The organism is Streptomyces sp. NPDC111802, from assembly GCF_055634335.1.
On record NZ_JBVKCZ010000030.1, the window covers coordinates 83347 to 109103 of the forward strand.

Sequence of the window (25757 nt, forward strand, 5' to 3'; positions counted from 1 at the left end):
GCCCTCTCCCCACAACGCCCCGACCGCAGCACACTTGACCAAGAACGCCATTGCCGCCGGAGGGGGACGTCACCATGCGGGACAGCCATCGAGCCGATGCCGAGCGGCTGTTGGCTCGGGCCGTGGAGGAGGAGGTGCGGCGCTCGGGCGGCCGCATCGACGGGCCGGTGCTTCTGTCGCGGGCACGCGGCGCACTGGACCCCATGGCGCAGGCGGCGGCCGAGGAGTACGAGGCGTATACGCGCGCGCTGGACGAGGCGGACGCCGGCCGTCTGACGTTCGGGCAGCGGTTCGCGCGCGAGGGCGGCGCCACGCCGCTGTTGGTCGCCGGGGTCGCCGCGGTCGCGGCCGTCGTGTCCGACCTGGCGCTCGGCACCGGCGCGACCACCGCGATGGGCGCGGGCGTCACCGTGGGCGTCGTCGGCGCGGCGGCCACCGTCGCGAAAGTGGCCGGCACCCATCTGCCCGCCGCGCACCACCGCGCGGGCGCCGTCGGCCAGCCCGGCGGCCCGGAACAGCTGCGCCTGCAGTGGCTGACGGCGCTGGAGGTACGCGGTATCCGGCCCTTCCTCGATCAGCAGCGGGTGCTGAGCGCGTCCACCGGCCCGAAGCAGACAGCACCGCGGCTGAGGGGCGCCGACAAGAGCGCCGCGGCCCGCGGACGGAGCGTGCTGGAGCAGTCGTTCGGCCAACTCCCCGAGCCGATGGGCCCGTTCGCGGGCCGTCGGCAGGAGATGGCCCGCATCCGGCAGTGGGTGCAGGCGGCCCGAGCGAGTACGGAGACCAAGCCGACGGTCGTCGTCCTGCACGGCGCGCCCGGCAGCGGCCGTACGGCACTGGCGATCCGCGCCGCGCACGACCTGAAGGACCAGTTCCGCGGCGCGTGCGTGGTGGACCTGCGCGGTGACACCACCGAGGAGCCGCCGCTGTCGACGCGAGACGCGCTGCTGCATCTGCTGAACCGTCTGGGCGCCCCGCGCGAGCAACTCCTCTTCCGTGAGCGCTCATCGGCGCAGCAGCAGGTCAAGCGGCTGAGCGAGCTCTACCACCAGCACCTCACCGGCCTCCCGGTCACGGTCGTACTGGACGACGCCTCCGACGCCCAGCAGGTCCGCACCCTCGTCCCCGAGCGTTCCGACAGCCTGGTCCTGGTCACCGCCCGCGAGCCCCTCGACCTGCCCGCGGATCTCGCCGCCCGGGTGCACCAGCTCCCGGTGGAGGCACTGGACGCGGCGGGCGCCGAGGAACTGCTGACCGCGGCGGCACAGGATCCCTCGGGGCCCTACGACGCCGAGTCCGCCGACGAGATCCGGCAGTTGTGCGGCGGGCTGCCGCTGGCGCTGCGCATCGCGGGCTCGTCGCTGGGCCCGCGTTCACCGCGCACACTGGCCACCGATCTGGGCGCGTACGGCCCGGTGGAGCCGATCGAGCGGGTGCTGTGGCTGCGCTACACGGACCAGTCGGAGGCGGCGCGGCGGCTGCTGCGCAGGCTGGCCCTCGCGGGGCGCGCCTCGCTGGGCGCGGCGGCGGCGGCCTCGCTCCTGGCCACGGACGAGGCGGAGGCGACCCGCCAACTGGTGGCGCTGTCCGAGTCGGGCCTGGTCGACCATGTGCGCGGCAACCGTTACCGCCTGCACGACCTGGTCCGCGGCTTCGCCCAGGCCCGCCTCCTGGACGAGGAGGAGCCCGCGGAGCGTACGGCGGCGCAGGAGCGGCTGATCGTGAACTACGCCGATCTCGCCGAATCGGTCCTGCGCCTGGTCGACGGCAACATGTCGACCCGCTCGGACCGCTTCAGCCCGCACGGCTTCACCTCGCTGGACGACGCGCTGCGCTGGCTGGACGACGAGTCGAGCTTCATCACGGCGGCACTGCGGCACGCGGAGGACGCCAACCAGGCGGCGGTGCTGAACCTCCTAGGCGCCCTGTGCGACTACTGCCTGCTGCGCGGCGACCTCTACCGCCTCGGCGAGATCAGCGAGCTGGCGCAGGCGGTCGACAAGGGGCTGCTGGTCCGCTCGGTGCAGTGGCGCACCGGCATCGCGGCCCGCCAGCTCGGCGAACTGGACAAGGCCCGCACGACTCTGACCTCGGTGGTCGAGCTCTACTTGGAGGCCCAGCACGACGCGGGCGCGGCCCGTGCCCTGTGCTCCCTCGGCATCACCCTCCACCACCAGGGCAACCTCACCGAGGCGGCCGCGAAACTCCGTGAGGCCCTGGACCTGCAGTCGGCGCCCGAGCTGGCGACGGACCGCGCCTGGACCATGCACGCGCTGGCGGCGGTGGAACGGGACCGGGGCCGGATCGCCGAGTCCCTGGACCTGCTGACCGAGTCGCTGTCGCTGCACCGGGCCGGCGAGTCGATCCACGGCGAGGCCTGGGCCAACTTCCAGCTGGGCCAGCTCGGCCTGCGGATGGGCGACGTGCCACGGGCGGAGACGGAGCTGCGGACGGCCCTGGATCTGTACGGCCGCACCCGCGACGCCCGCGGCGAGGCATGGGCCATGACCCAGCTGGCCCGCGCCCGCCTGGTCGCCGGCGACCCCTCCTCGGCGGTGGACGGTCTGCGCCAGGCGGCCGCCCGCCACCGCGACAACGAGGACGCGCGCGGCGAGGCCTGGTCGCTCTACTACCTGGGCCAGGCCCTGGAGGAGACGGGCAATCTGGATCTCGCGGTACGGGAGCTGGAGCGGTCGCGGACGATGTTCTCCCGCATGCGTGACGTGTACGGCCTGGCGTGCGCCCGGCACCACTCGGCACGGGTGACGCGCGACCAGCGGGCGGCCCAGACGGGGTCGCTGAAGAACTCCGGCTTCGCCCGTCAGCTGCTGATGGACGCCCGCGCCGACTTCCAGCGCATCGGCGTCGCCCACGGCGAGGCGTGGACATGCCTGGAGCTGGCGGTGGTGGACGCCGGGAACACCCGTACGCAACAGGCGCTGACGTTGTGCGACGACGCGATCGGCCTGTTCGCGTCCTACGGCGACCGGCGCGGCGAGGACTGGGCCCGCTTCCTGCGCTGCACGCTGCTGCCGTACGCCGCTCCCGGCGGCGTGGAGGTCGGCACGGCGGTCGCTCAGGAGGAACTGGCCCAGCTCTCCCGCTCCGGCCATCCGCTGCGGGACGCGAAGCTGGACGACTACGTGGAGGCGTATCAGCTGCTGCTCGAACGCGGTGTGAACCTGGAGGCGGGATGGCAGGCCTGGCGGCTCGGCATGGTGCCGAACCGCCACGCACGGGAGGTCATGGGGGTGGCCACAGCGGCCCGGCACTGACGGGTGCCGGAACCCTGGGCGCCCTCGCCCCTCAGCCCTGCTTCGGCTTCGCCGCGCCGCTCGCTTCGGCGGAGTCCCCGGAGTCTGCCTTCGGATCCGGGGCCTCCATGAAGTCGACCCTGCTCATGTGGCGGTTCATGGACTTCATCAGGGCCCACACCGCCAGAGCCATCACCGCGAAGACGATGAAGCCGAGGACACCGGGGGTGACCTTGTCCTCGTCCACCTCCTTGGCGAGGGTGACGAGCTGTGTCATTGCCAGGCTTGCGCTTGCGCTCATGTCAGGCATTGTCGCGGATGCCCGCAAACAGGTCGTCCTCGGGGAGGGAGGTATCGACGAGGGACTTCGCGAGCTCGTACTCCTCGGTCGGCCAGACCTTCCTCTGAAGGTCCAGCGGAACGCGGAACCAGCCGCCGTCGGGGTCGATCTGCGTGGCGTGCGCGATCAGGGCCTTGTCGCGGATCTCGTAGAAGTCGCCGCACGGGACATGCGTGGTGAGCGTGCGCTGCTTCATGCCGAACTCGTCCCAGCGCTTGAGCCAGTCCCCGTACGGCGACTCCAGGCCCCGGTCCAGCATGGCCTGGTGCAGCGCCTCGGTGCGGGGGCGGTTGAAGCCCTGGTTGTAGTACAGCTTCCGCGGCTGGTACGCGGGGCCGAACTCCGCCTCCGGGTACTTCTCGGTGTCCGCCGCGCCCTCGAAGGCCACCATCGAGATCTTGTGGGTCATGATGTGGTCGGGGTGCGGGTAGCCGCCGTTCTCGTCGTAGGTGGTGATCACCTGGGGACGGAAGGAACGGATCTGCTTCACCAGCTCGCCGGCCGCCTTGTCGACGTCCTCCAGGGCGAAGCAGCCCTCGGGAAGAGGCGGCAGCGGGTCGCCCTCGGGCAGGCCGGAGTCGACGAAGCCGAGCCACTCCTGCTTGACGCCGAGGATCTCGCGGGCCTCGTCCATCTCCTTCTTGCGTACCTCGTGGATGTGCTCCTCGATGTACTTGTCGCCCTGAAGCTTGGGATTGAGGATGGAGCCGCGCTCCCCGCCCGTGCAGGTCACCACCAGCACGTCCACCCCCTCGGACACGTACTTCGCCATGGTGGCCGCGCCCTTGCTCGACTCGTCGTCGGGGTGGGCGTGCACGGCCATCAGTCGCAGCTGGTCAGTCAAGACTCAATCCTCATGTGTCGGCGCCCGGTGTGAACCGGCGCGATCGGCGGCTTCTATAGTGACCGAATCGGGGGGCGGATAATTCCGCGGTACGCGCCGCGGGCCCCCTTTTCGGAACATCCGCCCGCCCTGCGGAGAGGACGATCATGAGTACGGCGAGCACGCGGCTGTCCGAGGGCCGCTACGGCCGCTCCGCGGACGCCCGCGCCGACCGCACGCTCAAGGTCGTCGGCGCCGTCCTCGGGGCGCTGCTGCTGGCAGTGATCGGCTACTTCGCCTATCACTACGTCGGCCAGAACAAGATCAGCGCCGAGGTGATCGAGTTCGACGCCACGAAGGACGCGGTGAAGGTGCATCTGGAGGTCCGCAAGGACGCCGGCGCCTCCGGCTACTGCACACTGCGCTCCCAGGCGGAGAGCGGCGCCGAGGTGGGCCGGGCCGACTTCCGCTTCGCCGGCGACGCCACCCGCATCGACAAGGTCGTCACCCTCCGTACGACGTCCCAGGGGACGACGGCCGAGCTGCTCGGCTGCCACGCCGACTGATCCGGCCGACCGAATCCGACCGACCTTGGCCGACACAGACCGGATCGGTCCGCAATACGTAGGCACTGACCTGCGTTGATGCGATTCTGATGGCTTATGTCCTCCCCCTTCGGCCATTGAATTGTTAGGCTCGTGGTTTCGCCCATCCATGGAGGAACATCCTTCTGGGTAGGGCGATGCTTTGTATTCCCAGTACCTACGAGGAGCACCTGTGACCCAGACCAGCGAGAACGTCACCTGGCTGACCCAGGAGGCGTACAACCAGCTCAAGGCCGAGCTGGAGTACCTGTCTGGTCCTGCGCGCACGGAGATCGCCGCCAAGATCGCGGCCGCGCGCGAGGAGGGCGACCTGCGCGAGAACGGCGGGTACCACGCGGCCAAGGAGGAGCAGGGCAAGCAGGAGCTCCGTGTGCGCCAGCTGACCCAGCTCCTCGAGAACGCCAAGGTCGGCGAGGCGCCGGTGTCGGCGGACGGTGCGGTGGCTCCCGGCATGGTCGTGACGATCGCCTTCGACGGTGACGAGGACGACACCATGTCCTTCCTGCTCGCCTCCCGCGAGTACGCGAGCGCCGACATCGAGACCTACTCGCCGCAGTCCCCTTTGGGCTCCGGCGTGATCGGCCACAAGGTCGGCGAGGACGCCGAGTACGAACTGCCCAACGGCAAGAAGGCCTCGGTGAAGATCCTCAAGGCCGAGCCCTACAACGGCTGACCCCACCCCAGGACCGGCAGGCCCAGCGGGCCCACCCTTCCGTGACCAACCCCCGGCCGCCCCTCGGCGCCGGGGGTCTTGTCATGCCGGTCTTGTCATGCGGTCGCGGAGCGGTACTTCCGAACCGCCAGGGTGCGGAAGATGAGGATGATCAGGACCGAGTAGATCAGTGAGGCCCACACCGGGTGCTGCATGGGCCAGGCGTCCGACTGCGACTGTCCCGGGTTGGCGAACAGCACTCTGCAGGCCTGCACGGTGGCACTGAACGGGTTCCACTCGGCGATGTGCCGCAGCCATGGGGTCATATGGCTGGTGTCCACGAACGCGTTCGAGATGAACGTGACCGGGAAGAGCCAGATCAGTCCGCTGGACGTGGCCGCCTCGGGGGTGCTCACGGACATGCCGATCAGGGCGCCGATCCAGGTGAACGCGTAGCCGAGCAGGAGCAGCAGGCCGAAGGCGCCCAGCACCTTGCCCGCGTTGGTGCTGCCGTCCGACCCCACCCGCCAGCCGACCAGCAGGGCGACCACGGCAAGCACGACCAGGGTCAGCGCCGTCTGCACGAGGTCGGCGAAGGTACGCCCGGTCAGCACCGCCCCGCGCGCCATGGGCAGGGAGCGGAAGCGGTCGATGAGGCCCTTGTGCATGTCGTCGGCGATGCCCGCGCCGGAGCTGGCGGTGGCGAAGGTGACGGTCTGCGCGAAGATGCCCGCCATCAGGAAGTTCTTGTAGTCGGCGGCACTGGTGCTGTTGCCGATCTGCATCGATCCGCCGAAGACGTAGGTGAACAGCACCACGAACATGATGGGCTGGATGAGCCCATAGATGATCATCTCGGGAATCCGGGACATCCGGATCAGATTGCGTTTGGCGACGACCATCGAGTCCCGGACGGACTGTCCGAACGGGTTTGTGGCCGGCGCGACCCGCACGGCGTCGGTGACAGCACTCACTTCGCGGTCTCCTTGTCGTTGCTCTCCTCGTTCTTGGCCTCTGCCAGATGGCCCGTCAGGGACAGGAACACATCGTCGAGGGTGGGCCGGCGCAGTCCGATGTCGTCGATCTCGATGCCACGGGCGTCGAGATCGCGGATGACCTCGGCGAGGAGCTTGGCACCGCCGGTCACCGGCACGGTGAGCTTGCGCATGTGGTCCTCGACCGTGGTGTCGCCCTTGCCGAAGCCACGCAGCACCTCGGAGGCGGCCTGTATGTCCTCGCGCTGGTGCACCACGACCTCGACGCGCTCGCCGCCGGTGCGGGCCTTGAGCTGGTCGGAGGTGCCCTGGGCGATGACACGGCCGTGGTCCACCACGGCGATGTCATGGGCCAGGTGGTCGGCCTCCTCCAGGTACTGGGTGGTCAGCAGCAGCGTCGTACCGCCCGAGACCAGTTGTTTGATGACCTCCCACAGCAGCTGTCGGTTGCGCGGGTCCAGGCCGGTGGTCGGCTCGTCCATGAACATCACGGGCGGTGAGACCACCAGGGCCGCCGCGAGGTCGAGCCGGCGGCGCATGCCTCCGGAGTAGGTCTTCGTGGGCCGGTCGGCGGCGTCGGCGAGGTCGAACTGCTCCAGCAGCTCGCCCGCGCGGGCCTTCGCCGCCTTCGCCTTCATCTGGTAGAGCTGGCCGACCATCTGGAGGTTCTCGCGCCCGGTCAGATACTCGTCGACCGCGGCGAACTGTCCGGACAGGCCGATGGATCGGCGCACGGCGTCGGGGTTCTTGAGGACGTCGATGCCCGCGACGACCGCCGAGCCGCTGTCCGGCCGCAGCAGGGTCGTCAGACAGCGGACGGTCGTCGTCTTGCCCGCGCCATTCGGCCCGAGCAGACCCAGGACGGTGCCCTCGGGGACATCGAGGTCGACACCGTCCAGAGCCTTTACGTCACCGAAGGTCTTCACCAGGCCTTCGGCATAGATGGCGCCTGGCATATGAGTCTCCACGTCGTCGGGAAGCTTCGGGAAGCCTAGGTTTGCACTTTTCGTTCCGCTCGGCTGCGGATTTACGAGACACACCATAACGCGATGTATCGCGTCTCTCAATGGAGTTACCCGAATGAGTGACAAAGAGCCTCCGACCTGGGCTTTCGCCCGCCCCCGCGACCGTTCGCGGCTCAGCCGATGACGGTGTAGCCCGCCTCGCGCAGGGCCTGGCCGACCTCGACGCAGTGCGCACGGCCCTTCGTCTCCAGGTGCAGCTCGACCTCCGCCTCCGTGAGCCCCAGCCGTGGGTCGGTCCGTACGTGGCTCACATCGAGGACGTTAGCGTCCACCACTGACAACACCCCGAGAAGCGTGGCGAGCGCACCCGGCCGGTCCGTCAGCCGCAGCCGTACGGCCAGGTAGCGGCCCTGCGCGGCCATGCCGTGCCGCAGGACGCGCTGCAGCAGCACCGGGTCGACGTTCCCACCGGACAGCACCGCGACGACCGGGCCCTCGAAGGCGTCCGGGTCGCTCAGCAGCGCCGCGACCGGGCTCGCCCCGGCCGGCTCGACGACCAGCTTGGCCCGCTCCAGACACAGCAGCAGTGCCGCGGCCAGCTCGTCCTCGGAGACCGTGCGGACCTCGTCCACCAGGTCGCCGATGATCCGGAACGGCACGTCACCGGGCCGGCCGACCTTGATGGCGTCGGCCATCGTCGCCGGGTTGTCGACCGCGAGCGGGCGCCCGGCCGCCAGCGAGGGCGGGTACGCCGCCGCGCCCTCCGCCTGCACTCCCACGATCCGCACATCGGGCCGCAGCGACTTCACCGCCATCGCGATGCCGGCCGCGAGCCCGCCGCCGCCGATGCCGACGACGATCGTGCGCACCTCCGGGCACTGTTCGAGGATCTCCAGGCCGACCGTGCCCTGACCTGCGATGACGTCGGGGTGGTCGAAGGGGTGGATGAACACCGCGCCCGTCTCGGCCGCGTGCTCCTGCGCCGCGGCCAGCGTCTCGTCGACCACCTGCCCGTGCAGGCGCACCTCGGCGCCGTAGTCCTGGGTCGCGCTGATCTTCGGCAGCGGTGCCCCCTTCGGCATGAACACCGTCGAGCGCACCCCGAGCAGCGACGACGCCAGCGCGACACCCTGCGCGTGATTGCCGGCGCTGGCCGCCACGACCCCCGCCGCGCGCTCCTCCGGAAGGAGCCCGGCGATACGGACGTAGGCGCCGCGCAGCTTGAACGATCCGGTCCGCTGGAGGTTCTCGCACTTGAGGTGCACCGGAGCGCCCACCAGCTGGGACAGGTGCCTGCTGCCCTCCATCGCCGTCACCCGCGCCACGCCCGTCAGCATCTTCTGGGCGCCGCGTACGTCGTCGAGCGTGACGGGCGGCAAGGAGTCAGCCTTGCTGTAGCTCATGACACAAGTCTCGCAGTTCACAGGCGCGACGCCTTGGTGTGACCAAGCACCGAGATGGGTTTGCGCAGCGCCGGTACACCCCGCGTCCGGGCCGCGTACCCTGTCCCCCAACCCAGCACCCCCTTCATGAAGTGAGCCTCCGGCCATGCCCACAACACCTGACATGTCGATGGACATGACGACCGTCGCTGACAGCGGTCTGCTCGACACGCTTCAGCACGAGGTGGCGGTGTTCGCCCGTCGTGCCGAACAGACCCGGCTCGGTGGGGTCGGGCAGGTGCGCAACTCCATGGACCGCGCCGCATACCTGCTGCTCAACCGCCTCGACAAGGAAGGCCCCATGGGCGTCAAGGCGCTCGCGGCGAGCATGGGCATCGACTCGTCGACGGTCACCCGACAGGTGGCGCCGCTGGTCGACACGGGGCTCGTCAAGCGGACCTCGCACCCCGAGGACGGCCGGGCGGTGGTGCTGCAGCTGTCGCCTCGCGGGCAGTCCCGGCTGGAGGAAGTGCGCTCGTCCCGGCGGCAGTTGATGGCCGAGCTGACAAGCGACTGGGCGCCCGAGGAGCGTGAGTCGTTCTGCGCGCTGCTCACCCGCTTCAACACCGCGCTCTCCACCCGCATGGCGGCCCAGGGGATCTCGGGCACGGAGACGAACACGGTCTCCTGACCGTCCTGGAGGGTGGCCATCCCTCCGCTCGCCGTTCCACGGCTCGCGACCGGCACGCGCGCGTGCTCGCGTGATCCGCTCCCGACTCTTGACCCTGGGCCGTCGCTGGCCTCATATGAAACCGGGTCCTCCTTGTACGCGACCGGCGGTCACGTGCGGGAACGGGCCGGTTCCTCAGTACGCGGCCAGGCGGGAGGGGCGGTGGGACGACGCAGGGCGGTCCAGGACGCCCGCCGGGACCGGGAGTTCGAGGCGTTCGTCGCGGGCGCGGCCGGGCGGCTGCTGCATGCCGCCACGCTGCTCACCGCCGAGCCGCGGGACGACAACCCGCGCGCGAGGCGCCTGCTGGCGCTGTCCCTCGCGCACACGTACGCGTGCTGGGACCGTCTGCGTGGCGAGGACCCGTACGACCGCGCCCGCCAGTATCTGGCCACTCGCTTCTCCCGGGCCGCTTGGCACCGGTACGGCGGCCTGGGCGTCCTCGGCCGGACCCGCCCGCACGCCGACGGCCCGCTCGCCCGGCTGTCCCCGCGGGAACGGCTGATCCTGGTTCTGCGGCTGTACGAGGGGGTCGCGGAGGAGCAGGTGGCGGCGCTGCTCGGTCTGCCCAGGGAGCGCGTCCACACGATCTGCGACCGCGCGACGGCGACGCTGCTGCATCCGCCCCGGGAGCCCGCTCCGGCGGTGCTGGGAGCGAAGGTGGCGTCGCCATGAACCGCACCCAACGGGAAGCGGCGGCACGCCGGATCATGGAGCGGACACCTCCGCCCGTGCCGCCGGAGCTGTACGCGGAGGTGGTGCGGCGCGGTGGCCGCATGCTGCGCCATCGGAGGATCGCCGTACGGCTGATGTGGCTGCTGCTGTTCGCGGCGACGGTGGCGTTCACGGTGTGGGCGATGACGGCCCACCCGTGGGTGGAGCCGCCGTCCGAGACGACTCCACCGCTGACGGGCTGGTGAGCCCTTCCGCCGGGGCCCGGCCTAGCCGAGCGCCCGCTGAAGGTCCTCGAGAAGGTCGTCGACGTTCTCGATACCGACGGAGAGACGGACGAGGTCGGCGGGCACTTCCAGGGCCGAGCCGGTCACCGAGGCGTGGGTCATCCGTCCCGGGTGCTCGATGAGGGATTCGACGCCGCCGAGGGACTCTCCGAGCGTGAACACCTTGGCGCGGTTGCAGACCTCGACGGCCGCCTCCTCGCCGCCGGCGACCTGGAAGGAGACCATGCCGCCGAACGTCTTCATCTGCTTGGCGGCGACCTCGTGCCCGGGGTGCTCGGGCAGACCCGGGTACAGAACGCGCGTCACGCGCGCGTGCCGGGTCAGCATGTCGGCGATCTTCGTGGCGTTCTCGCTGTGCCGGTCCATGCGCACCGACAGCGTCTTCGTGCCGCGCAGCACCAGCCAGGAGTCGAAGGGCCCGGCGACGGCACCCATGGCGTTCTGGTGGAAGGCCAGTTCGTCGCCCAGATCCGAGTCGCTGACGATCAGCGCACCGCCGACGACGTCCGAGTGCCCGCCCATGTACTTGGTCAGGGAGTGCACGACGACGTCAGCGCCCAGCGACAGCGGCTGCTGGAGGTAGGGCGTGGCGAAGGTGTTGTCGACGACGAGCTTGGCGCCGGCGTCCCGGGCGATCTGCGCGACGGCGGCGATGTCGGTGATGCCGAGGAGGGGGTTGGAGGGGGTCTCCACCCAGACGACCTTCGTCTTCGGGGTGATGGCGGCCCGCACGGCGGACGGATCACTGGTGTCGGCGACCGACCACTCCACCCCCCACCGCGCGACGACCTTCGCGAACAGCCGGAACGTGCCGCCGTACGCGTCGTTGGGGATCACCACGTGGTCGCCCGGGCTGAGCAGCGTACGCAACAGGCAGTCCTCGGCCGCCAGTCCGGACGCGAACGCGAGCCCGCGACGACCGCCCTCCAGGGCGGCGAGGTTCTCCTCCAGGGCGGTCCTGGTCGGATTGGCGCTACGGCTGTACTCGTAGCCGCCACGCAGGCCGCCGACGCCGTCCTGCTTGTAGGTCGAGACCTGGTAGATGGGCGGGACGACCGCACCGGTGAGGGGATCGGCGGTGTTGCCGGCGTGGATCGCGAGAGTCTCGAAGTGCTGACTGATGTGCCTGTCGCTCATGGGCACCGAGCGTAGTGCGCGAACGGGGCGGATGCCGTACGACGGGGTTTCCTGAGGTCGTGCTCGCACGGCGGGGCGGGGTCGCGCCTGCTCGGCACCCGGTTTTCCACAGAACCCTTTCTCCACAGGGCGGCCGACCTCGTTGGCCAATTGTCGGGAGCGTCTGGAACGCTGGAGGCATGGAGATTCTCTGGGTCCTGATCGCAGCGCTCATGATCGGCTTCGTGCTGGTGCCGTTCATGCGACGCAGGCGGGGCATGATCGAGCAGGTCCCGCCGGGCCACCCGGACGCCGCGGACCCGGCGAACTACGGCTTCGTACGGCAGGAGGAGCTGGACATCCGCATGCCCGGCCCCGACCAGGACCTGCTGGACGTCCTGGACCTGGTGCAGCGCACCCAGGACTACCGCGCGGCCTCGCAACTGCTGGCCGGTACGGAGGCGGAGGGCGAGCTGCGCTGGCAGCGTGTGCAGGCCTTCGCCGGCGCCGCGGCGCTTGAGCTGCAGCAGCGACCCGGCGGCGTCAGTGAGACGCCGGGCGGCCAGTGGCTGCGGGTGTGGCGGACGGAGCAGCCCAAGGATGCCGGTGGGGCGGCCGTGCATGCGGAGTTCCTGGTACAGCAGGCCTGGCGTACGGCGACACCCGGCACGGACGAGTTCCGGATCATCATGGAGGAGGCGAGGTCGGCGTGCGGCGATGCGGCGCTGCTGGCTCCCGGTGACCCGATCCCGTACATCGTCGAGCTGTCGGTGGCCCGTGGACTGGCCTACCCGCGCCCGGAGTTCGAGCAGCTCTGGCTGAGGATCCTGGACCGCGCCCCGGCCCACATGGGCGCACACCTGGCGGCCCTGCACTACTGGTGCGAGAAGTGGCACGGCTCGCGCGAGCTGGCGTACGACTTCGCGGAAGCGGCGGCGGCCCGCGCGCCCCAGGGCTCCCTCCTGGCCGCCATGCCGCTCTTCGCGGTGTTCGAGCACCTTCCCGAGGTGAACCTGGTCAGCGGCTTCTACCAGAGCGAGGTCGTGACGAAGGCGATCCACGGCGCGCTGTACGCGGTGCACGCGGCCCGCCCCGACGACCCGATGCTGGCGCACGTGCGCCATCTGCTGATCTTCTTCCTGGTCCGCGGCGAGCGCTGGGCGGAGGCCATGGACCAGCTGATACACGTCGACGGCCATGTCGGCGCCCTGCCGTGGACCCTGTCGGCCGACCCGGCCGCGGAGTTCGCCGTCTACCGGGCACTCGCGGTGGCGGGCTACGAGGCGAACGGCGGAAGCCCGGCGACGCTGCCGCACTGAGCGACCCACCGGCGCGGCCGCCGAGGGCACGTCGGACGGGATCTGTGAACCCGGCCGTGCGTTGGGCGGTGGCCGCTGTCAGTCGGTGTGCGTCGGCAGTACCTGGACCAGGTCGTCGGTCAGTCGGCAGGTGACGTACTGCCAGGGCAGGGCGCTGGGTGTGGCGCCGGGACGTCCGCAGTCGCGACCAGCCCCGGCACGCGGTTGATGCCCTGGATCCGGTACGAGGGACTCCCCGCGCGGGCCATGACAGTGGTGGTCAGATCTGCCACACGGATGTGGCGGCCGCCGTGGCCGAGGATCAGCGCAGCCCGCGAGCCGGCCGCGTGTCCGCGTCACCGCCATCTCGCCCAGGCCGCCGCGCATGGACTCGCGTGATCAGCCCTCCGCGCGGGTGGGCAGTCGCCATCCCGGGCGCGGGAAGTGGCAGGTGTAGCCGTCCGGGTAACGCTCCAGGTAGTCCTGGTGCTCGGGCTCGGCCTCCCAGAAGGGGCCGACCGGCTCCACCTCGGTGACGACCTTGCCGGGCCACAGGCCGGAGGCGTCCACATCCGCGATCGTGTCCTCGGCGATCCGCTTCTGCTCGTCGTCCACGTAGTAGATCGCCGAGCGGTAGCTGAGGCCGATGTCATTGCCCTGGCGGTTCTTGGTGCTCGGGTCGTGGATCTGGAAGAAGAACTCCAGGATCGCGCGGAAGTCGGTCCTCTCGGGGTCGAAAAGGATCTCGATGGCCTCCGCGTGCGTGCCGTGGTTTCGGTACGTCGCGTTCGGCACGTCACCACCGGTGTATCCGACCCGGGTCGCCGTCACGCCCGGGAGCCGACGGATCAGGTCCTGCATCCCCCAGAAGCATCCGCCCGCCAGCACGGCCCTCTGCGTCTGCGCAGCCATTCCGGCTCCTCCCATATCTGTCAGCTCGATCACTCGGACTACTCGGCTCGCACACCACCGGCATCCCTTACCCAGTCTCCTCAACGCACGAGGGTTCCAGGCGATTCCGTGTCTGGGAGGTCAGGCTCAGCAGCAGGTTCTCAGGACGGTTGACGGATCTCCGTGACCAACGTGTAGAGCTCGATGATGACGCCGTTCCTGGTACGCGCGATGTCCATGCCCCTGACCATCGGCGGTTGTCCGGCCGGGCCGTACTGGAAACCGAGGTGGCCGATGTCGTCGAGGTCCGCCGAGTGGCCGCCGGGGCGGAAGACCCAGTCCGGGTTTTCGGCACGCAGCTCTTCGGCGCGGCGCGATGGCCGCCGCTGAGGCAGGTCACGTCGACGGCGCCGACGCCCCCGTTCCCGCCTTCGTCGCGTCCGTCCCCCAGCTGGCCAGCAGCCGCAGGGCCTCCGCCGACGGGGAGCCCGGTTCCGCGTGGTAGGTGATCAGGGTCTGTTCCGTGTCGTCGGTCAGGCGGAACGACTCGAAGTTCAGGGTCAGCTCGCCCACCAGGGGATGCCGCAGGCGCTTGACGCCGTAGCCCTTCTCCTTGACGTCGTGGTTGGCCCACAGCCGTCGGAACTCCTCGCTCTTGACGGAGAGTTCACCGACGAGGGCGGACAACTGCGGGTCGTCCGCGTGGCGGCCCGCGTCCATGCGCAGGAAGGCGACCATGTCGGACGCCTTCTGGTCCCACTCCACGAACAGCTCGCGGTACTCGGGCCGCAGGAACACCAGCCGCGCCCAGTTCCGCTCCCTCGCCGGCAGCTCCGCCCAGTCGCCGAAGACCGCCGCCGCCATCCGGTTCCAGGCGAGGATGTCCGAGCGCCGGCCCGAGATGTACGCCGGGACGCCCTCGATCGAGTCCAGCAGCTGCCGTAGCACCGGGCGTACCTGTTCCGTGCGGGCCGCGGGCTTCTTCTTGTGCTGCTTCGGCTTCGCGAGATGGGTGAGGTGCGCGTGCTCGGCGTCGCTCAGGCGCAGCGCCCGCGCGATGGCGTCGAGGACCTCGGCCGAGACATTGCGCCCGTTGCCCTGCTCCAGGCGCGTGTAGTACGCCACGGACACCCCGGCCAGCTGCGCCAGCTCCTCGCGCCGCAGCCCCGGCACCCTGCGGTGCCGGCCGAAGTCCGGGAGCCCCACGTCCTCCGGCTTCAGCCGGGCCCGCCGGGTGCGCAGGAACTCGCTGAGCTCGGCGCGCCGGTCCAGCCCGGCCCCGCGCCCGGTGGCCGGGTCGGCGGCGGGTCCTGTCATGGATCGGGCCTGTTCGTCCATGCCTCAAGTATTCCCGGTCGTACGCATACCAGCCTGTCCCCGCCAGTAGTAGGCACAGCGGACGTACGTACGACTGAGGTCTGGGTGGTCGTCGCCCGAATCGGCAGGCTGGATCCGTGCCCGGACGAGCAGGACCAGCAGGCAGCCGGGCGCGAAACCCCCGCAAGGAGAACCCGGCATGACCACCGTTGCCGCATACGCAGCACCCGCCGCCAAGGCTCCCCTGGAGCGCACCACCATCGAGCGCCGTGCGGTCGGCGAGTTCGACGTCCTGATCGACATCGAGTTCGCCGGTATCTGCCACTCCGACATCCACCAGGCCCGTGAGGGCTGGGGCGAGGCGATCTTCCCGATGGTCCCCGGCCACGAGATCGCCGGCGTCGTCTCCGAGGTCGGCCCGGGTGTGACGAAGTACAAGGCCGGCGACCGGGTGGGCGTCGGCTGCATGGTCGACTCCTGCCGTGAGTGCGAGAACTGCAAGGCCGGTCTGGAGCAGTACTGCACCGGCGGCGGCATGATCGGCACGTACAACGCCGTCGACAAGAACGGCGAGCCCACCTACGGCGGCTACTCGCAGAAGATCGTCGTCGACGAGCAGTACGTCGTACGCATCCCCGACGGCCTGTCGCTGGACGTCGCCGCGCCGCTGCTCTGCGCCGGCATCACCACCTACTCCCCGCTCAGGCACTGGAACGCCGGCCCCGGCAAGAAGGTCGCGATCCTCGGCATGGGCGGCCTCGGCCACATGGCCGTGAAGATCGCGCACACGCTCGGCGCCGAGGTGACGGTGCTGTCGCAGTCCCTGCGCAAGAAGGACGACGGGCTGAAGCTGGGCGCCGACCACTACTACGCCACCAGCGACCCGCAGACCTTCAAGGAGCTGTACGGCAGCTTCGACCTGATCCTGTCCACGGTGTCGGCTCCGCTGAACCTGGACCAGTTCCTGTCCCTCCTCAAGACGGACGGCGCGTTCGTGAACGTCGGCGCCCCCGAGGAGCCCGTCGCGCTCAACCTGTTCTCGGTGATCATGGGCCGTAAGACCCTCGCCGGCTCCGGCATCGGCGGCATCCGGGAGACCCAGGAGATGCTCGACTTCTGCGCGGAGCACGGCATCGGCGCCGAGATCGAGCTGATCAGCGCGGACCAGATCAACGACGCGTACGAGCGGGTGCTCAGCAGCGATGTGCGGTACCGGTTCGTGATCGACACGGCGACGATCTGACACGGCGACGATCTGACGCGGCGGCCTGTCACGGCCACCGCGAGGACCGAGGGCCCCGGAGCCGCACTGCTCCGGGGCCCTCACCGGGTACTCGACGACCGAGGCCGGAATGCGGGACGACCGAGGTCGGAGTACCGAAGGAGTAGCCCCACCCCCTCCCTGCGACCGATGTGCCATGCGGCGGCCCTGCCTAGCGTGAAGAACGACGGAGCACGTCCGAACCGTGCACACGAGGAGGCAGCCCCGATGACCGTCCAGCTCAACCACACCATCGTCGCCGCGCGCGACAAGCAGGAGTCGGCCCAGTTCCTCGCCGACATCCTGGGCCTGGAGGTGAGCCCGCGGTACGGCCCCTTCATCCCGGTCGAGATCCCCAACGGTGTGACCCTGGACTACGTGGACTCGAACGGCGCGATCACCCCGCAGCACTACGCGTTCCTGGTGTCGGAGGACGACTTCGACACGATCTTCGGCCGGATACGGGAAGCCGGCCTGACGTACTGGGCCGACCCCTACCACCGCCGGCCCGGCGAGATCAACCACAACGACGGAGGCCGCGGCACGTACTTCGATGACCCGAACGGCCACAACCTGGAGATCCTGACAAGGCCGTACGGCAGCGGCGACTGAGGAACCCGCGTCCGTCCGCGGATCCGCTCCCGCCCGCCCGTCACATCTGCGCTCCGCCCGGCGTCATACCGGCGCAGGCACACCTGAGCACGATGAGAGCGGAGCGGTCATGACATCGACGATCCTGGTCACCGGCGGTACGGGCACCCTGGGCGGCCACGTCGTCCCGCTGCTGCGGGCGGCGGGCCACGAGGTACGCGTCCTCAGCCGCCGGGAGCGCGCACCCGAGCCCGGCCTCGCCCATGTCACCGGCGACCTGATGAAGGACGAGGGCGTCGAGGCGGCCGTGGCGGGCGCCGGGACGGTGCTGCATCTGGCGGGCGGCCCGAAGGGCGACGACGTGGCGACCCGCAATCTGGTGCGCGCCGCGGCGCGGGCCGGCGTCGGCCACCTCGTGTACATCTCCGTCGTCGGCGCGGACCGGGTCCCGTTGGCCTGGCTCCGGATGAAACTGGCGGCGGAGCGGACGGTGGCCGACTCCGGGATCCCGTGGACGACCCTGCGGGCGGCCCAGTTCCACGAGCTGACGCTGAAGACGGTGCGGCAGATGACCAGGCTGCCGGTCCTCCCGTCACCCGGCGGCCTCCGCCTCCAGCCGGTCGACTCCCGCGAAGTGGCCGCCCGCCTGGCCGAGTTGACGCTCGGCACCCCGTCCGGCCTGGTCCCCGACATCACCGGCCCCAAGCTGTACGACATCCCCTCCCTGGTCCGCCCGTATCTGGACCTCAGCGGAAGGCGCCGCCGCCCCACCCTGCCGATCCGTATCCCCGGCAAGGCGGGCCGCGCGTACCGGGCGGGGGCGAACCTCACGCTGGAGGGGGCCGAGGTGGGGAAGCGTACGTGGGAGGAGTTCCTGGCGGAGACGGTGCGGCACTAGGTCGTGTCCGCAAAGTCCCGGCGTCCGCCCGGAGGGCGGGCCCCGCGGCGTCTGGTGCGTGCTCTCGGCGTGCCGGGCGGAGCCCCTTGTACTGGATGTACTCGGGGCTTCGCCCGGTGCGGCGAGTGGGGGCACCTCCCACGCCCTTAAGGCAGTGGGGGAGCGTGCCAGGCGTCGCGGGGCAGGCGGGACTTTGCGGACACGGCCTAGGCCCCGTCATCCCTGATACGGCGGTGCCGACCCCCAGTTCCACTTCGGCACCGGCTGCTCCGCCGGCGGCACCGCGTCCGGGCCCGAGAAGTACACCGCCAGCCGCGTCCCCCACTCCACATACGCCACGAACGCCGAGCGGAACTCCGCGTCCGTCGGCAGGCCCGCCTCGTCGGCCGCGTCCTGGATGAGGTTGACCCAGCGGCGGCGCTGGGGCTCGGTGATCCCGCGGCCCAGATGCTTGGCGACCATGTGGCCGTGGCCGCCCTGGGTCTCGGAGTAGGCGGGCGGGCCGCCGAAGACCTCGCCGAGCCAGATCGCCACGTGCTCGGCGTGGTCCGGGTCCAGGTGCGCGAACAGCGGGGCCAGCAGGTCGTCCTTGAGCACCTTGTCGTAGAAGACCGACGTCAGACGGGAGAATGCCTCGGCCCCGCCCGCCCAGGCGTACAGCGTCGGCACGGCCGCGCCCGCGCCGCGGACCACCGTCGGCTTGTAGTGGCGCATCTCCTCGATGTGCGTGACGTACGGGCGGATCTCCGCGAAGAAGTCGGCGAACAGCTCCGACTTGCGGAAGCCCTCCATGTGATCCTCCGTCGACGTCCAGGTGATACGCAGGACGTAGTGCTCGAAGTCCTCCTCGCAGCGGGCGAGTTCGTAGTCGACGCAGTGGGGCGACGCGGCGAGCTGGGCCGCCGCGCGGGTGTAGGCGGCCAGGAACTCCGCCGACTTCTGCTCGGGGATGCGGTACCGGATGTATTCGACCGTGTGAGCCGTCATGGCCTCACGGAAACACGAAATCCGACCGGACGCTCGTCCTCCGCCAATTCACTCGAAGCGGGTCCCGTCGGCCACGGGAAAGCCCCGCCGGAGGCGACACCTCCGGCGGGGCTTTCGCTCAGCGCTTCCTACTTGCCGTAGTAGGCGTTGTAGATCGAGATCGTCGACTTGTTGCCCTTCTTGTCGGCGACCTTGGCGTGGAAGGAGATGCCCTTCCCCTTCGCCGGGTTCTGCACGGTGATCCTGCCGTCCTTGACCTCCAGCTTCTTCCAGGTCTGGCCGTAGTCGTACGACACGTAGACGTGCAGCGACCTGAGATTGGCGCCCGCGGCCGCACCGACGACGGTGACCGGGAACGTCACCTTCTTGTCGGCCTCGACCCGGCTGTCCAGCCCGGTCACGGCATTGAAGCGGACCGTGGAGGCCGGCAGCGAGACCCGGTCGGCGGTCGACTTCTTGGAGCGGAAGGTCCAGCTCGCGTCGACCCGCGTGGAGGCGGCCGCGACCTTGACGCTGCGCTTGACCGAGGTCGTCAGCTTGTACTCGGCGTCGGCGGCCGGGACCCGGAACATCTTGTCGCCGAACAGCGGATCGTCGTTGGTGGCGAGCTTGGTGCCGTTGCGGTAGAGGCTCGTGGTCACCGCCGTGAAGTCGGACGAGCCGGCGTGCTTGTTGCCGTCGGCGAACAGCGGCAGCAGGCCGTAGATGTCGTTGCCCTCACGGAACAGGCCGAAGTCCTTGTTGACGTGCGGTCCGAAGACCGCCGTGTTGAAGGTCTTCGAGTAGCTCTGGCCCGCCTTGAAGGTCTGCGGAAGGCCCAGCGTGTAGTACGCGTCCGGGATCGGGAAGCCGTCCGCGTCCTTGCCGCCGTACTGCTCGAAGTCGAACGTCCACTGGATCTTGTCGGACGTCGACAGGTACAGCGTCCGTGAGCCCGGCAGCTTCTGCTCGATCGGCGTGCCGATCACGACGTCCTCGGGGAAGACGCCCAGGGGCAGCAGCCCGCCGGTCTTGTCGGCGGACGAGGCACCCAGGTGGTTCGTCACCTTGGCGAGCTCGCCCGCCTTGAAGTGACGGACCTTGTTGCCCTGGATCTTCTTGACCTTGGCGGTCGTGCCCACGTCGTACTCGGCCTTGTCGCCCTTGGTCCACTGGCCGCTCCAGGTCTGGGTCAGACCGCTCGGGATCTCCGGGCCGAGGTGCGCCATGCGCAGGTCGGCGAAGGATTCCATACCGACGCCGATGCCGATGCCGGCCGCCTCGTAGAAGTAGTTGCTGCCGACGAGGACCGGCTTGGCCTGCGCGTCCGGGACGGTGATGTCGGCCGACTTCGCCGTACGGGCGTCGATCGTCACGGAGGTGTTCTTGGTGATGTTCAGCTTCGGCTGGACCACCCAGTCGAGGCCGCCCTCCAGGCTCACCCAGTCCTTGGCGATCCAGGCGTCCATCAGATACGTGCCCTTGGGCAGCCGCATCTTGGTGGTGCCGGACTCGACGACCGGCACCTGGAAGCCCCGGTTCGTCGCCAGGCCCGCGTAGCCGAGGAGGGCGGTGTTGTACTCGGGGGCCGGCTTGCCGTCCTTGTCGATGTGCTTGACGGTGACGTCGTACGACTCCACCTCACGCTGCACCGCGGCGCCGGTACGGACGTTCTGCCCGTCGCCCGTCGCCGTGACGTACGCGGAGTAGGCGCCGTCGAGCGTGCCGCCCAGCTTGGTGTTCACGGTGAGGCCGACGGCGGCCTTGCCGCCAGCCGGGACCGTCACCTTGGTCGCGCCGAGCTTGAAGAAGCCCGCGGGAGCCGCCTGGCCCTTGGGGTTGGTGGCCGTCGCGGAGAGCTGGAGCGTGACGTCCTTCGTGCCGAGGTTGCGGTACGTCAGCTCCTTGGTGACCGGCTTGTCGTCGGTGTGCGGCCACTGCTGGGCGCCGAAGCTCACCGACACCGGGTCGGCGATCACGGTCTGCTTGATGGCCTTGTCGACCTGGATCCGGCCCGAACCCTGCTGGAACGGCGTGTACTTGCCGCCCTTCGTGGAGCCGGTCAGGGCGCCCTTGAGCTCGGTGTACTTCCAGTCCGGGTGCTGCTGCTTGAGGATCGCCGCGGCGCCCGCGACATGCGGGGTCGCCATGGACGTGCCCTCGATCGTCAGATAGCCGGGCGGGTTCTCGCCGACCTCCTGCTCGATGAGGCTGCCCTTGGCGGACGCGGCCGTGATCGCCACACCGGGCGCGGTCACGTCCGGCTTGATGCCGCCGTCGCCGACCCGCGGGCCGGTGCTGGACCAGGGCGCGAGCGCGTCCTTGTCGTCGACCGCGCCGACGGTGAGCGCGGCCTCGGCGCTGCCGGGCGAACCGACCGTCTCCGGGCCGGAGTTGCCGGCCGCGATGGCGAAGAGGACGCCCTTCTCGGCGGACAGTTTGTTGACCGCCGCCTCCATTGGGTCGATCTCGGGCGTGTCCGGCCCGCCGAGGCTGAGGTTGATGACGTCGGCGCCCTGCTCGGCCGCCCACTCCATGCCGGCCACGATGCTGGAGTCGTCGCCGAAGCCCTCGTCGTCGAGGACCTTGCCGTTGAGGATGTCGGCGCCCGGTGCGACGCCCTTGTACTTGCCGCCGGACTTGGCGCCGGTGCCCGCCGCGATGGAGGCGACGTGGGTGCCGTGGCCGACCTTGTCGGTGGTGTCGGCGGCCGGGCTGAAGTTCTTGGCCGCGATCACCTGGTCCTTGAGGTCCGGGTGGGTGGCGTCGACGCCGGTGTCCAGGACGGCGATCTTGACGCCCTTGCCGTCGTATCCGGCCGCCCATGCCTTGGGGGCACCGATCTGCGGCACGGACTTGTCGAGACTGGCCTTGCGGACGCCGTCGAACCAGACGTGCGCGATGCCGGAGGCCGTCTTGTCGCCGTTGGTGAGCGCGTCCCACAGCTCGGCCGCGTCCTGGTGCGTGGTCTGCACCGCGTCCGCGTTCAGGGACTTCAGGGTCAGACGGAGCTTGCCCGCGTCCCGGACGTCCGCCTTGGCGCCGGCGGCCGCGCCCTGGTAGCCGACGATGACCTTGGGGCCCTTGGCCTGGGAGGTGCGGGTGGCGGACTTGCTCAGCTCGGTGACGTCGAACAGCCGCTGGTCGACCTTGCCGGTGGCGACCAGCCGGGCCGCGTCGGCCGGGATCACCAGGGTGTGCCCGTGGGCCTTGCGTATCTGTACGGGTATGTGCTCGCGCCCCTTCGCCCGCTCCAGGCCGACCACGCGGCCCTTGGAGTCGACGGAGATCCGGTCACCCGTGATCAGGGTGATGCGGTGGGGGGACGTGAGCGAGGCGGCGGCGCCGGCCGGGCGCTGCTCCGGTTCCGCCGACGCCGGGCTGGTCATGCCCGCGGCGAGGGCGACGGCGGCCGCTGTGGCGACAGAGGCCGCGCATACTCTTTTGACTTGTCTGCGCAAGTTTCCCCCTTGCAGAAGGTCCGGGTGAGATTTCCCCCTTCACCCGGCCGGGGGAGGTCCCGTACGCATGCGCGCCGGCCCCCCGGAATACGCAGTATGCCGAGGGGCGATCAGACGCCTCAATAGTTGAGTCGGAGATGAGAAGCGCGCCCGCCGACTGTTACGCGACGGCGCGAACTCCGTTACCCAGTCGCCGGGTTACGCCCCCGCGTTCTCCTTGACAGTGATCCGGCCCTTGCGGATGGTGGCCAGCCGTGGGGCCTTCTTCGCGATCGCCGAGTCGTGGGTGACCATGATGAAGGTCAACCCGAGTTCCTTCCACATGCGTTCGAGTACGTCCATGATCTCGTCGCGCATCGACTCGTCGAGGTTTCCGGTGGGTTCGTCGGCCAGCAGTACCTTCGGCTCCTTGACGAGTGCGCGGGCGATGGCGACGCGCTGCTGCTGTCCTCCGGACATCTCGGACGGCAGGTGTCCGAGCCGCTCTCCCAGGCCTACGGAGGTCAGGGCCTCGGCGGCACGTTCGCGCCGTTCCTTCGCCTTGACGCCGAGGGGGACGAGGGCGGTCTCGACGTTCTCCTGTGCGGTGAGGGTCGGGATCAGGTTGAAGGACTGGAAGACGAAGCCGATGTTCTCACTGCGGACCTTTGTGAGCCGGGTCTCGGAGAGCTTGGCCAAGTCGGTGCCGCCGAGCACGACTTCACCGGCGGTGGGGCGGTCCAGCGCGCCGAGCATCTGGAGGAGGGTGGACTTGCCGCCGCCGGTGGGGCCCTGGATGACGAGACGGTCGCCGTCGGCGATGGTGAGGTCGACGCCGTCGAGGGCGTGGACGGTGTCCTTGCCTCGGGTGTAGCGCTTGGTGACGTTTCTGAGTTCGTACATGGTGGGCTCCTGGGTGGGGTTCGCGGGTGGTGCGAGTGGTGTTCGGCGGGGGTGGGGGGCGCGAGTCGTGTTCGGCTGCGGGTGGGTGGGGGCTGGTCGCGCAGTTCCCCGCGCCCCTGGGGGGGTTGCGGTGCCGTTGGCTGTGGCTGCGACGCCGCATGGGGGGTGCGGTCCCGTTGGCCTTAGCTGCGACGCCACCTGAGGGATGCGGTCCCGTTGGCCTCAGCTGCGAGGTAACGCAGGTGCCGGCGCTGCGGGTTGTTGCGGCCCGGGTAGTCGCGGGTCGTTGTGGTCTGGGTGGCCTCGGGTTCTCGCAGCCTGCGTAGCTTCGGGTCGTCGCAGCCCACGAAGCCGCGAGCCGCCACAGCCCGTATGGCTTCGGGCTATCGCCGCCCCGTAGCTTCGAGCCTTCGCCGCCTGCGGAAACCGCGAGCTATCACCGCCGGCGAAGCCGCAGATGGTCGCAGCCTGCGTAATTGCGGTCCGCCGCGTACGAAGCCGCGTGCCACCGTCTACGGAGCCGTGAGCCGCCACAGTCCGTATAGCTGCGGGCCATCACAGCGCGTGGCTTCAGGCCTTCGCCGTCCGCAAAGCCGCGAGCCATCACCGCCTGCGAAGCCGCAGACCGGCGCAGCCTGCGTAGTTGCGGGCCGCCGCGTGCCAAGCCGCCGGCCACCGCCTGCGAAGCCGCGAGCCGCCACAGTCGGCGCAGCCGCAGATCGTCGCGGCCTGCCCAGCTGCGGGCGCCGGGCCGTCGGCGCGGTCCCCCGGAGTGAGCGGTGCCCCGTCGCGTCGGACCGCCTGCCCGTCTGCTCCCAGCCGCAGCCGCAGCCGCAGTCGGCGTCGGCGTCGGCGTCGGCTACTCGACGCGTCGTAGTGCGTCCGCCGGGCGGAGTCGGGAGGCGCGCCAGCCGCCGAAGGCGCCGGCGATCAGGCCGCCGGTCACCGCGAGGCCCACCGCGAGCGTGACCGTCGTAAGGCTGACCGGTGCCGTCAGAGCCACGTCGAGCGTCGTGCTCGCCGTCTGCCGACCGGGGCCGCCGCCGAAGGCACCGCCACCCGGGCCGCCGCCGGTGCCGCCGCCACCACCGAGTTGTGCCTCCAGCGTCGGGCTGATCGCCGTGACCACATACGCGCCCCCGAGACCCAGCGCGATACCCAGTGCCCCGCCGAGCAGCCCGTTGACGATCGCCTCGCCGACCACCTGCCGGGTCACCCGCCCCGACTTCCAGCCCAGCGCCTTCAGCGTGCCGAACTCCCGCACCCGGCGCGAGACGGCCGAGGAGGTGAGCAGGCCGGCGACCAGGAACGCCGCCACGAGCACCGCGATCGACAGCCACTTGCCGACACTCGTCGCCAGCGACGACGCCGTGGACAGCGAGCCGGACACCGTGTCCGCGAGGTCGGCGGAGGTCGTCACCGTCATACCGGAGATGTTCTTCTGGATGGCCGACTTGACGGAGTCGATCCGCTGGGAGTCGGTCGCCTTGACGTAGATCGTGGTGACCTTGTCCTTCGCGTCGGCGAGCGTCTGCGCCTGCTTCAGCGGGATGTAGAGGTTGGCGGCCGCGTCCCCGCTGTCGGGCGTGGCGATGCCGATCACCTTGAACTTGGTGCCCTTGACGGTGACGGTCGAGCCGACCTTGAGCTTCTTCTCCTTGGCGTAGGAGGTGTCGGCGACGACGACCTTGGCGTTCGTCTCCGTCGTCTTGAACGTACGGCCACTGGTGATCTTCGAGGAGGTCAGCGGGCCGAGCGCGGGCTTGGTGACATCGGCGCCGTACACGGAGTAGTTGTTGACGTCGAAGTCGGCGCCGCCGCCGCGCACTTCGCCCCGCGGCTGCCCGGTGCCGCCGCCCTGCCCCGGGCCGCCGCCCTGCTGGAACTGGCCCCGCGTGAACTGCCCGCTGACCTTGATGACCTGAAGGCTCAACCCGCCGACCACGTCGGAGACACCGCTCTGCGCGCCGACCTCGGTGACGGTCGAGGCCGACAGTGTCTGGAAGCCCTGGACCATGACGCGGTCGGTGGACTGCTCCTCGTCGAAGCCGTCGTCCTGCGCGTCGAACTGGAAGCGCGGGCGCTCGGAGTTGCTCGCCGCGGGCTCGGCGGCCTTGGTGACGGTCATGTCCGTGCCCAGGCCGTACAGCGACTGCAGGACCTTGTCCTGGGCCTTGCTCATGCCGGAGGACACGGAGTTGACCACGATGACGAGCGCGATGCCCAGCGCGAGTCCGGAGGCGACGACGAGGGCCGCCTTTCTGCGGCGGCGCAGCTCGCGCCTCAGGTAGGTGAAGAACATGCGCCGCAAGGTAGGCACGGCGCGTGATGAAGGGATAAGGCCGAAATAAGAGATGGATGAGAAGGCTGG

General features: G+C 70.2%; 22 protein-coding genes. 10 read left to right on the forward strand and 12 right to left on the reverse strand.

Annotated elements, in window-relative coordinates:
• The first annotated feature begins 74 nt into the window (after nt 1-74).
• Complete coding sequence (locus ACZ7NC_RS29600) at nt 75-3275, forward strand: tetratricopeptide repeat protein (protein ID WP_471492545.1); 3201 nt, start codon at nt 75-77, stop codon at nt 3273-3275.
• A gap of 31 nt (nt 3276-3306) precedes the next feature.
• Here the strand turns inward: ACZ7NC_RS29600 and ACZ7NC_RS29605 are convergent, their stop codons facing one another.
• Nucleotides 3307-3564 (reverse strand): hypothetical protein, encoded by a 258-nt coding sequence (locus tag ACZ7NC_RS29605; protein ID WP_471492546.1) that lies wholly within the window; start codon nt 3562-3564, stop codon nt 3307-3309.
• On the reverse strand, nt 3557-4417 hold the full coding sequence (mca, locus tag ACZ7NC_RS29610) for a mycothiol conjugate amidase Mca (protein ID WP_471492582.1): 861 nt from the start codon (nt 4415-4417) through the stop codon (nt 3557-3559). Before mca ends, ACZ7NC_RS29605 begins: the two co-directional genes overlap by 8 nt.
• A gap of 167 nt (nt 4418-4584) precedes the next feature.
• Between mca and ACZ7NC_RS29615 the strand changes: the two genes are divergently transcribed.
• Together ACZ7NC_RS29615 and greA are read left to right on the forward strand one after the other, a co-directional pair.
• Complete coding sequence (locus ACZ7NC_RS29615; RefSeq protein WP_471492547.1) at nt 4585-4983, forward strand: DUF4307 domain-containing protein; 399 nt, start codon at nt 4585-4587, stop codon at nt 4981-4983.
• A 211-nt stretch (nt 4984-5194) separates the two neighbouring features.
• Nucleotides 5195-5695 carry a transcription elongation factor GreA gene (gene greA, locus ACZ7NC_RS29620; RefSeq protein WP_471492548.1) on the forward strand — a complete coding sequence of 167 codons (501 nt, stop codon included), beginning with the start codon at nt 5195-5197 and terminating at the stop codon, nt 5693-5695.
• Nucleotides 5696-5790: 95 nt separating this feature from the next.
• Here the strand turns inward: greA and ACZ7NC_RS29625 are convergent, their stop codons facing one another.
• The 3 genes from ACZ7NC_RS29625 to ilvA form a co-directional block, all read right to left on the reverse strand.
• On the reverse strand, nt 5791-6648 hold the full coding sequence (locus tag ACZ7NC_RS29625; RefSeq protein WP_471492549.1) for an ABC transporter permease: 858 nt from the start codon (nt 6646-6648) through the stop codon (nt 5791-5793).
• On the reverse strand, nt 6645-7625 hold the full coding sequence (locus ACZ7NC_RS29630; RefSeq protein ID WP_471492550.1) for an ATP-binding cassette domain-containing protein: 981 nt from the start codon (nt 7623-7625) through the stop codon (nt 6645-6647). The genes ACZ7NC_RS29625 and ACZ7NC_RS29630 overlap by 4 nt, the downstream gene beginning before the upstream one ends.
• Nucleotides 7626-7807: 182 nt before the next feature.
• Nucleotides 7808-9037: a threonine ammonia-lyase gene (gene ilvA, locus ACZ7NC_RS29635; protein ID WP_471492551.1), complete on the reverse strand. Its 1230-nt coding sequence runs from the start codon at nt 9035-9037 to the stop codon at nt 7808-7810.
• Nucleotides 9038-9200: 163 nt separating this feature from the next.
• On the opposite strand from ilvA, the gene ACZ7NC_RS29640 reads away from it, so the two are divergent.
• From ACZ7NC_RS29640 to ACZ7NC_RS29650, 3 genes are all read left to right on the forward strand, one after another.
• Nucleotides 9201-9707, forward strand: coding sequence for a MarR family winged helix-turn-helix transcriptional regulator (locus tag ACZ7NC_RS29640; protein ID WP_471492583.1), 507 nt, complete (start codon nt 9201-9203; stop codon nt 9705-9707).
• Between the two features lie 201 nt (nt 9708-9908).
• Nucleotides 9909-10421, forward strand: coding sequence for a sigma factor-like helix-turn-helix DNA-binding protein (locus ACZ7NC_RS29645; RefSeq protein ID WP_471492552.1), 513 nt, complete (start codon nt 9909-9911; stop codon nt 10419-10421).
• Nucleotides 10418-10666, forward strand: a complete 249-nt coding sequence (locus ACZ7NC_RS29650) for a hypothetical protein (protein WP_471492553.1) — start codon at nt 10418-10420, stop codon at nt 10664-10666. The genes ACZ7NC_RS29645 and ACZ7NC_RS29650 overlap by 4 nt, the downstream gene beginning before the upstream one ends.
• A gap of 21 nt (nt 10667-10687) precedes the next feature.
• Here the strand turns inward: ACZ7NC_RS29650 and ACZ7NC_RS29655 are convergent, their stop codons facing one another.
• Nucleotides 10688-11842 carry a cystathionine gamma-synthase gene (locus ACZ7NC_RS29655; protein ID WP_471492554.1) on the reverse strand — a complete coding sequence of 385 codons (1155 nt, stop codon included), beginning with the start codon at nt 11840-11842 and terminating at the stop codon, nt 10688-10690.
• A 179-nt stretch (nt 11843-12021) separates the two neighbouring features.
• On the opposite strand from ACZ7NC_RS29655, the gene ACZ7NC_RS29660 reads away from it, so the two are divergent.
• Nucleotides 12022-13140 (forward strand): hypothetical protein, encoded by a 1119-nt coding sequence (locus ACZ7NC_RS29660; RefSeq protein WP_471492555.1) that lies wholly within the window; start codon nt 12022-12024, stop codon nt 13138-13140.
• Between the two features lie 378 nt (nt 13141-13518).
• Here ACZ7NC_RS29660 and msrA read toward each other — a convergent pair whose 3' ends face one another.
• Together msrA and ACZ7NC_RS29670 are read right to left on the reverse strand one after the other, a co-directional pair.
• Complete coding sequence (msrA, locus tag ACZ7NC_RS29665) at nt 13519-14031, reverse strand: peptide-methionine (S)-S-oxide reductase MsrA (protein WP_471492556.1); 513 nt, start codon at nt 14029-14031, stop codon at nt 13519-13521.
• Nucleotides 14032-14406: 375 nt separating this feature from the next.
• Entirely contained in the window at nt 14407-15327 is a 921-nt protein-coding gene (locus ACZ7NC_RS29670) for a helix-turn-helix domain-containing protein (RefSeq protein WP_471492557.1), read from the reverse strand.
• Nucleotides 15328-15526: 199 nt separating this feature from the next.
• On the opposite strand from ACZ7NC_RS29670, the gene ACZ7NC_RS29675 reads away from it, so the two are divergent.
• The 3 genes from ACZ7NC_RS29675 to ACZ7NC_RS29685 all read left to right on the forward strand — a co-directional run bounded on the left by ACZ7NC_RS29675 (nt 15527) and on the right by ACZ7NC_RS29685 (nt 18077).
• Nucleotides 15527-16570, forward strand: a complete 1044-nt coding sequence (locus ACZ7NC_RS29675; RefSeq protein WP_471492558.1) for an NAD(P)-dependent alcohol dehydrogenase — start codon at nt 15527-15529, stop codon at nt 16568-16570.
• A 246-nt stretch (nt 16571-16816) separates the two neighbouring features.
• Nucleotides 16817-17200, forward strand: coding sequence for a VOC family protein (locus ACZ7NC_RS29680; RefSeq protein ID WP_471492559.1), 384 nt, complete (start codon nt 16817-16819; stop codon nt 17198-17200).
• Nucleotides 17201-17309: 109 nt separating this feature from the next.
• On the forward strand, nt 17310-18077 hold the full coding sequence (locus tag ACZ7NC_RS29685; RefSeq protein WP_471492560.1) for an SDR family oxidoreductase: 768 nt from the start codon (nt 17310-17312) through the stop codon (nt 18075-18077).
• Nucleotides 18078-18293: 216 nt separating this feature from the next.
• Here the strand turns inward: ACZ7NC_RS29685 and ACZ7NC_RS29690 are convergent, their stop codons facing one another.
• From ACZ7NC_RS29690 to ACZ7NC_RS29705, 4 genes are all read right to left on the reverse strand, one after another.
• Nucleotides 18294-19064 carry a globin domain-containing protein gene (locus tag ACZ7NC_RS29690; RefSeq protein ID WP_471492561.1) on the reverse strand — a complete coding sequence of 257 codons (771 nt, stop codon included), beginning with the start codon at nt 19062-19064 and terminating at the stop codon, nt 18294-18296.
• A 128-nt stretch (nt 19065-19192) separates the two neighbouring features.
• Nucleotides 19193-22504 (reverse strand): S8 family peptidase, encoded by a 3312-nt coding sequence (locus ACZ7NC_RS29695; RefSeq protein ID WP_471492562.1) that lies wholly within the window; start codon nt 22502-22504, stop codon nt 19193-19195.
• 198 nt (nt 22505-22702) lie between these two features.
• Nucleotides 22703-23386 carry an ABC transporter ATP-binding protein gene (locus ACZ7NC_RS29700; protein ID WP_471492563.1) on the reverse strand — a complete coding sequence of 228 codons (684 nt, stop codon included), beginning with the start codon at nt 23384-23386 and terminating at the stop codon, nt 22703-22705.
• A gap of 859 nt (nt 23387-24245) precedes the next feature.
• Complete coding sequence (locus ACZ7NC_RS29705; RefSeq protein WP_471492564.1) at nt 24246-25688, reverse strand: ABC transporter permease; 1443 nt, start codon at nt 25686-25688, stop codon at nt 24246-24248.
• Nucleotides 25689-25757 lie beyond the last annotated feature (69 nt).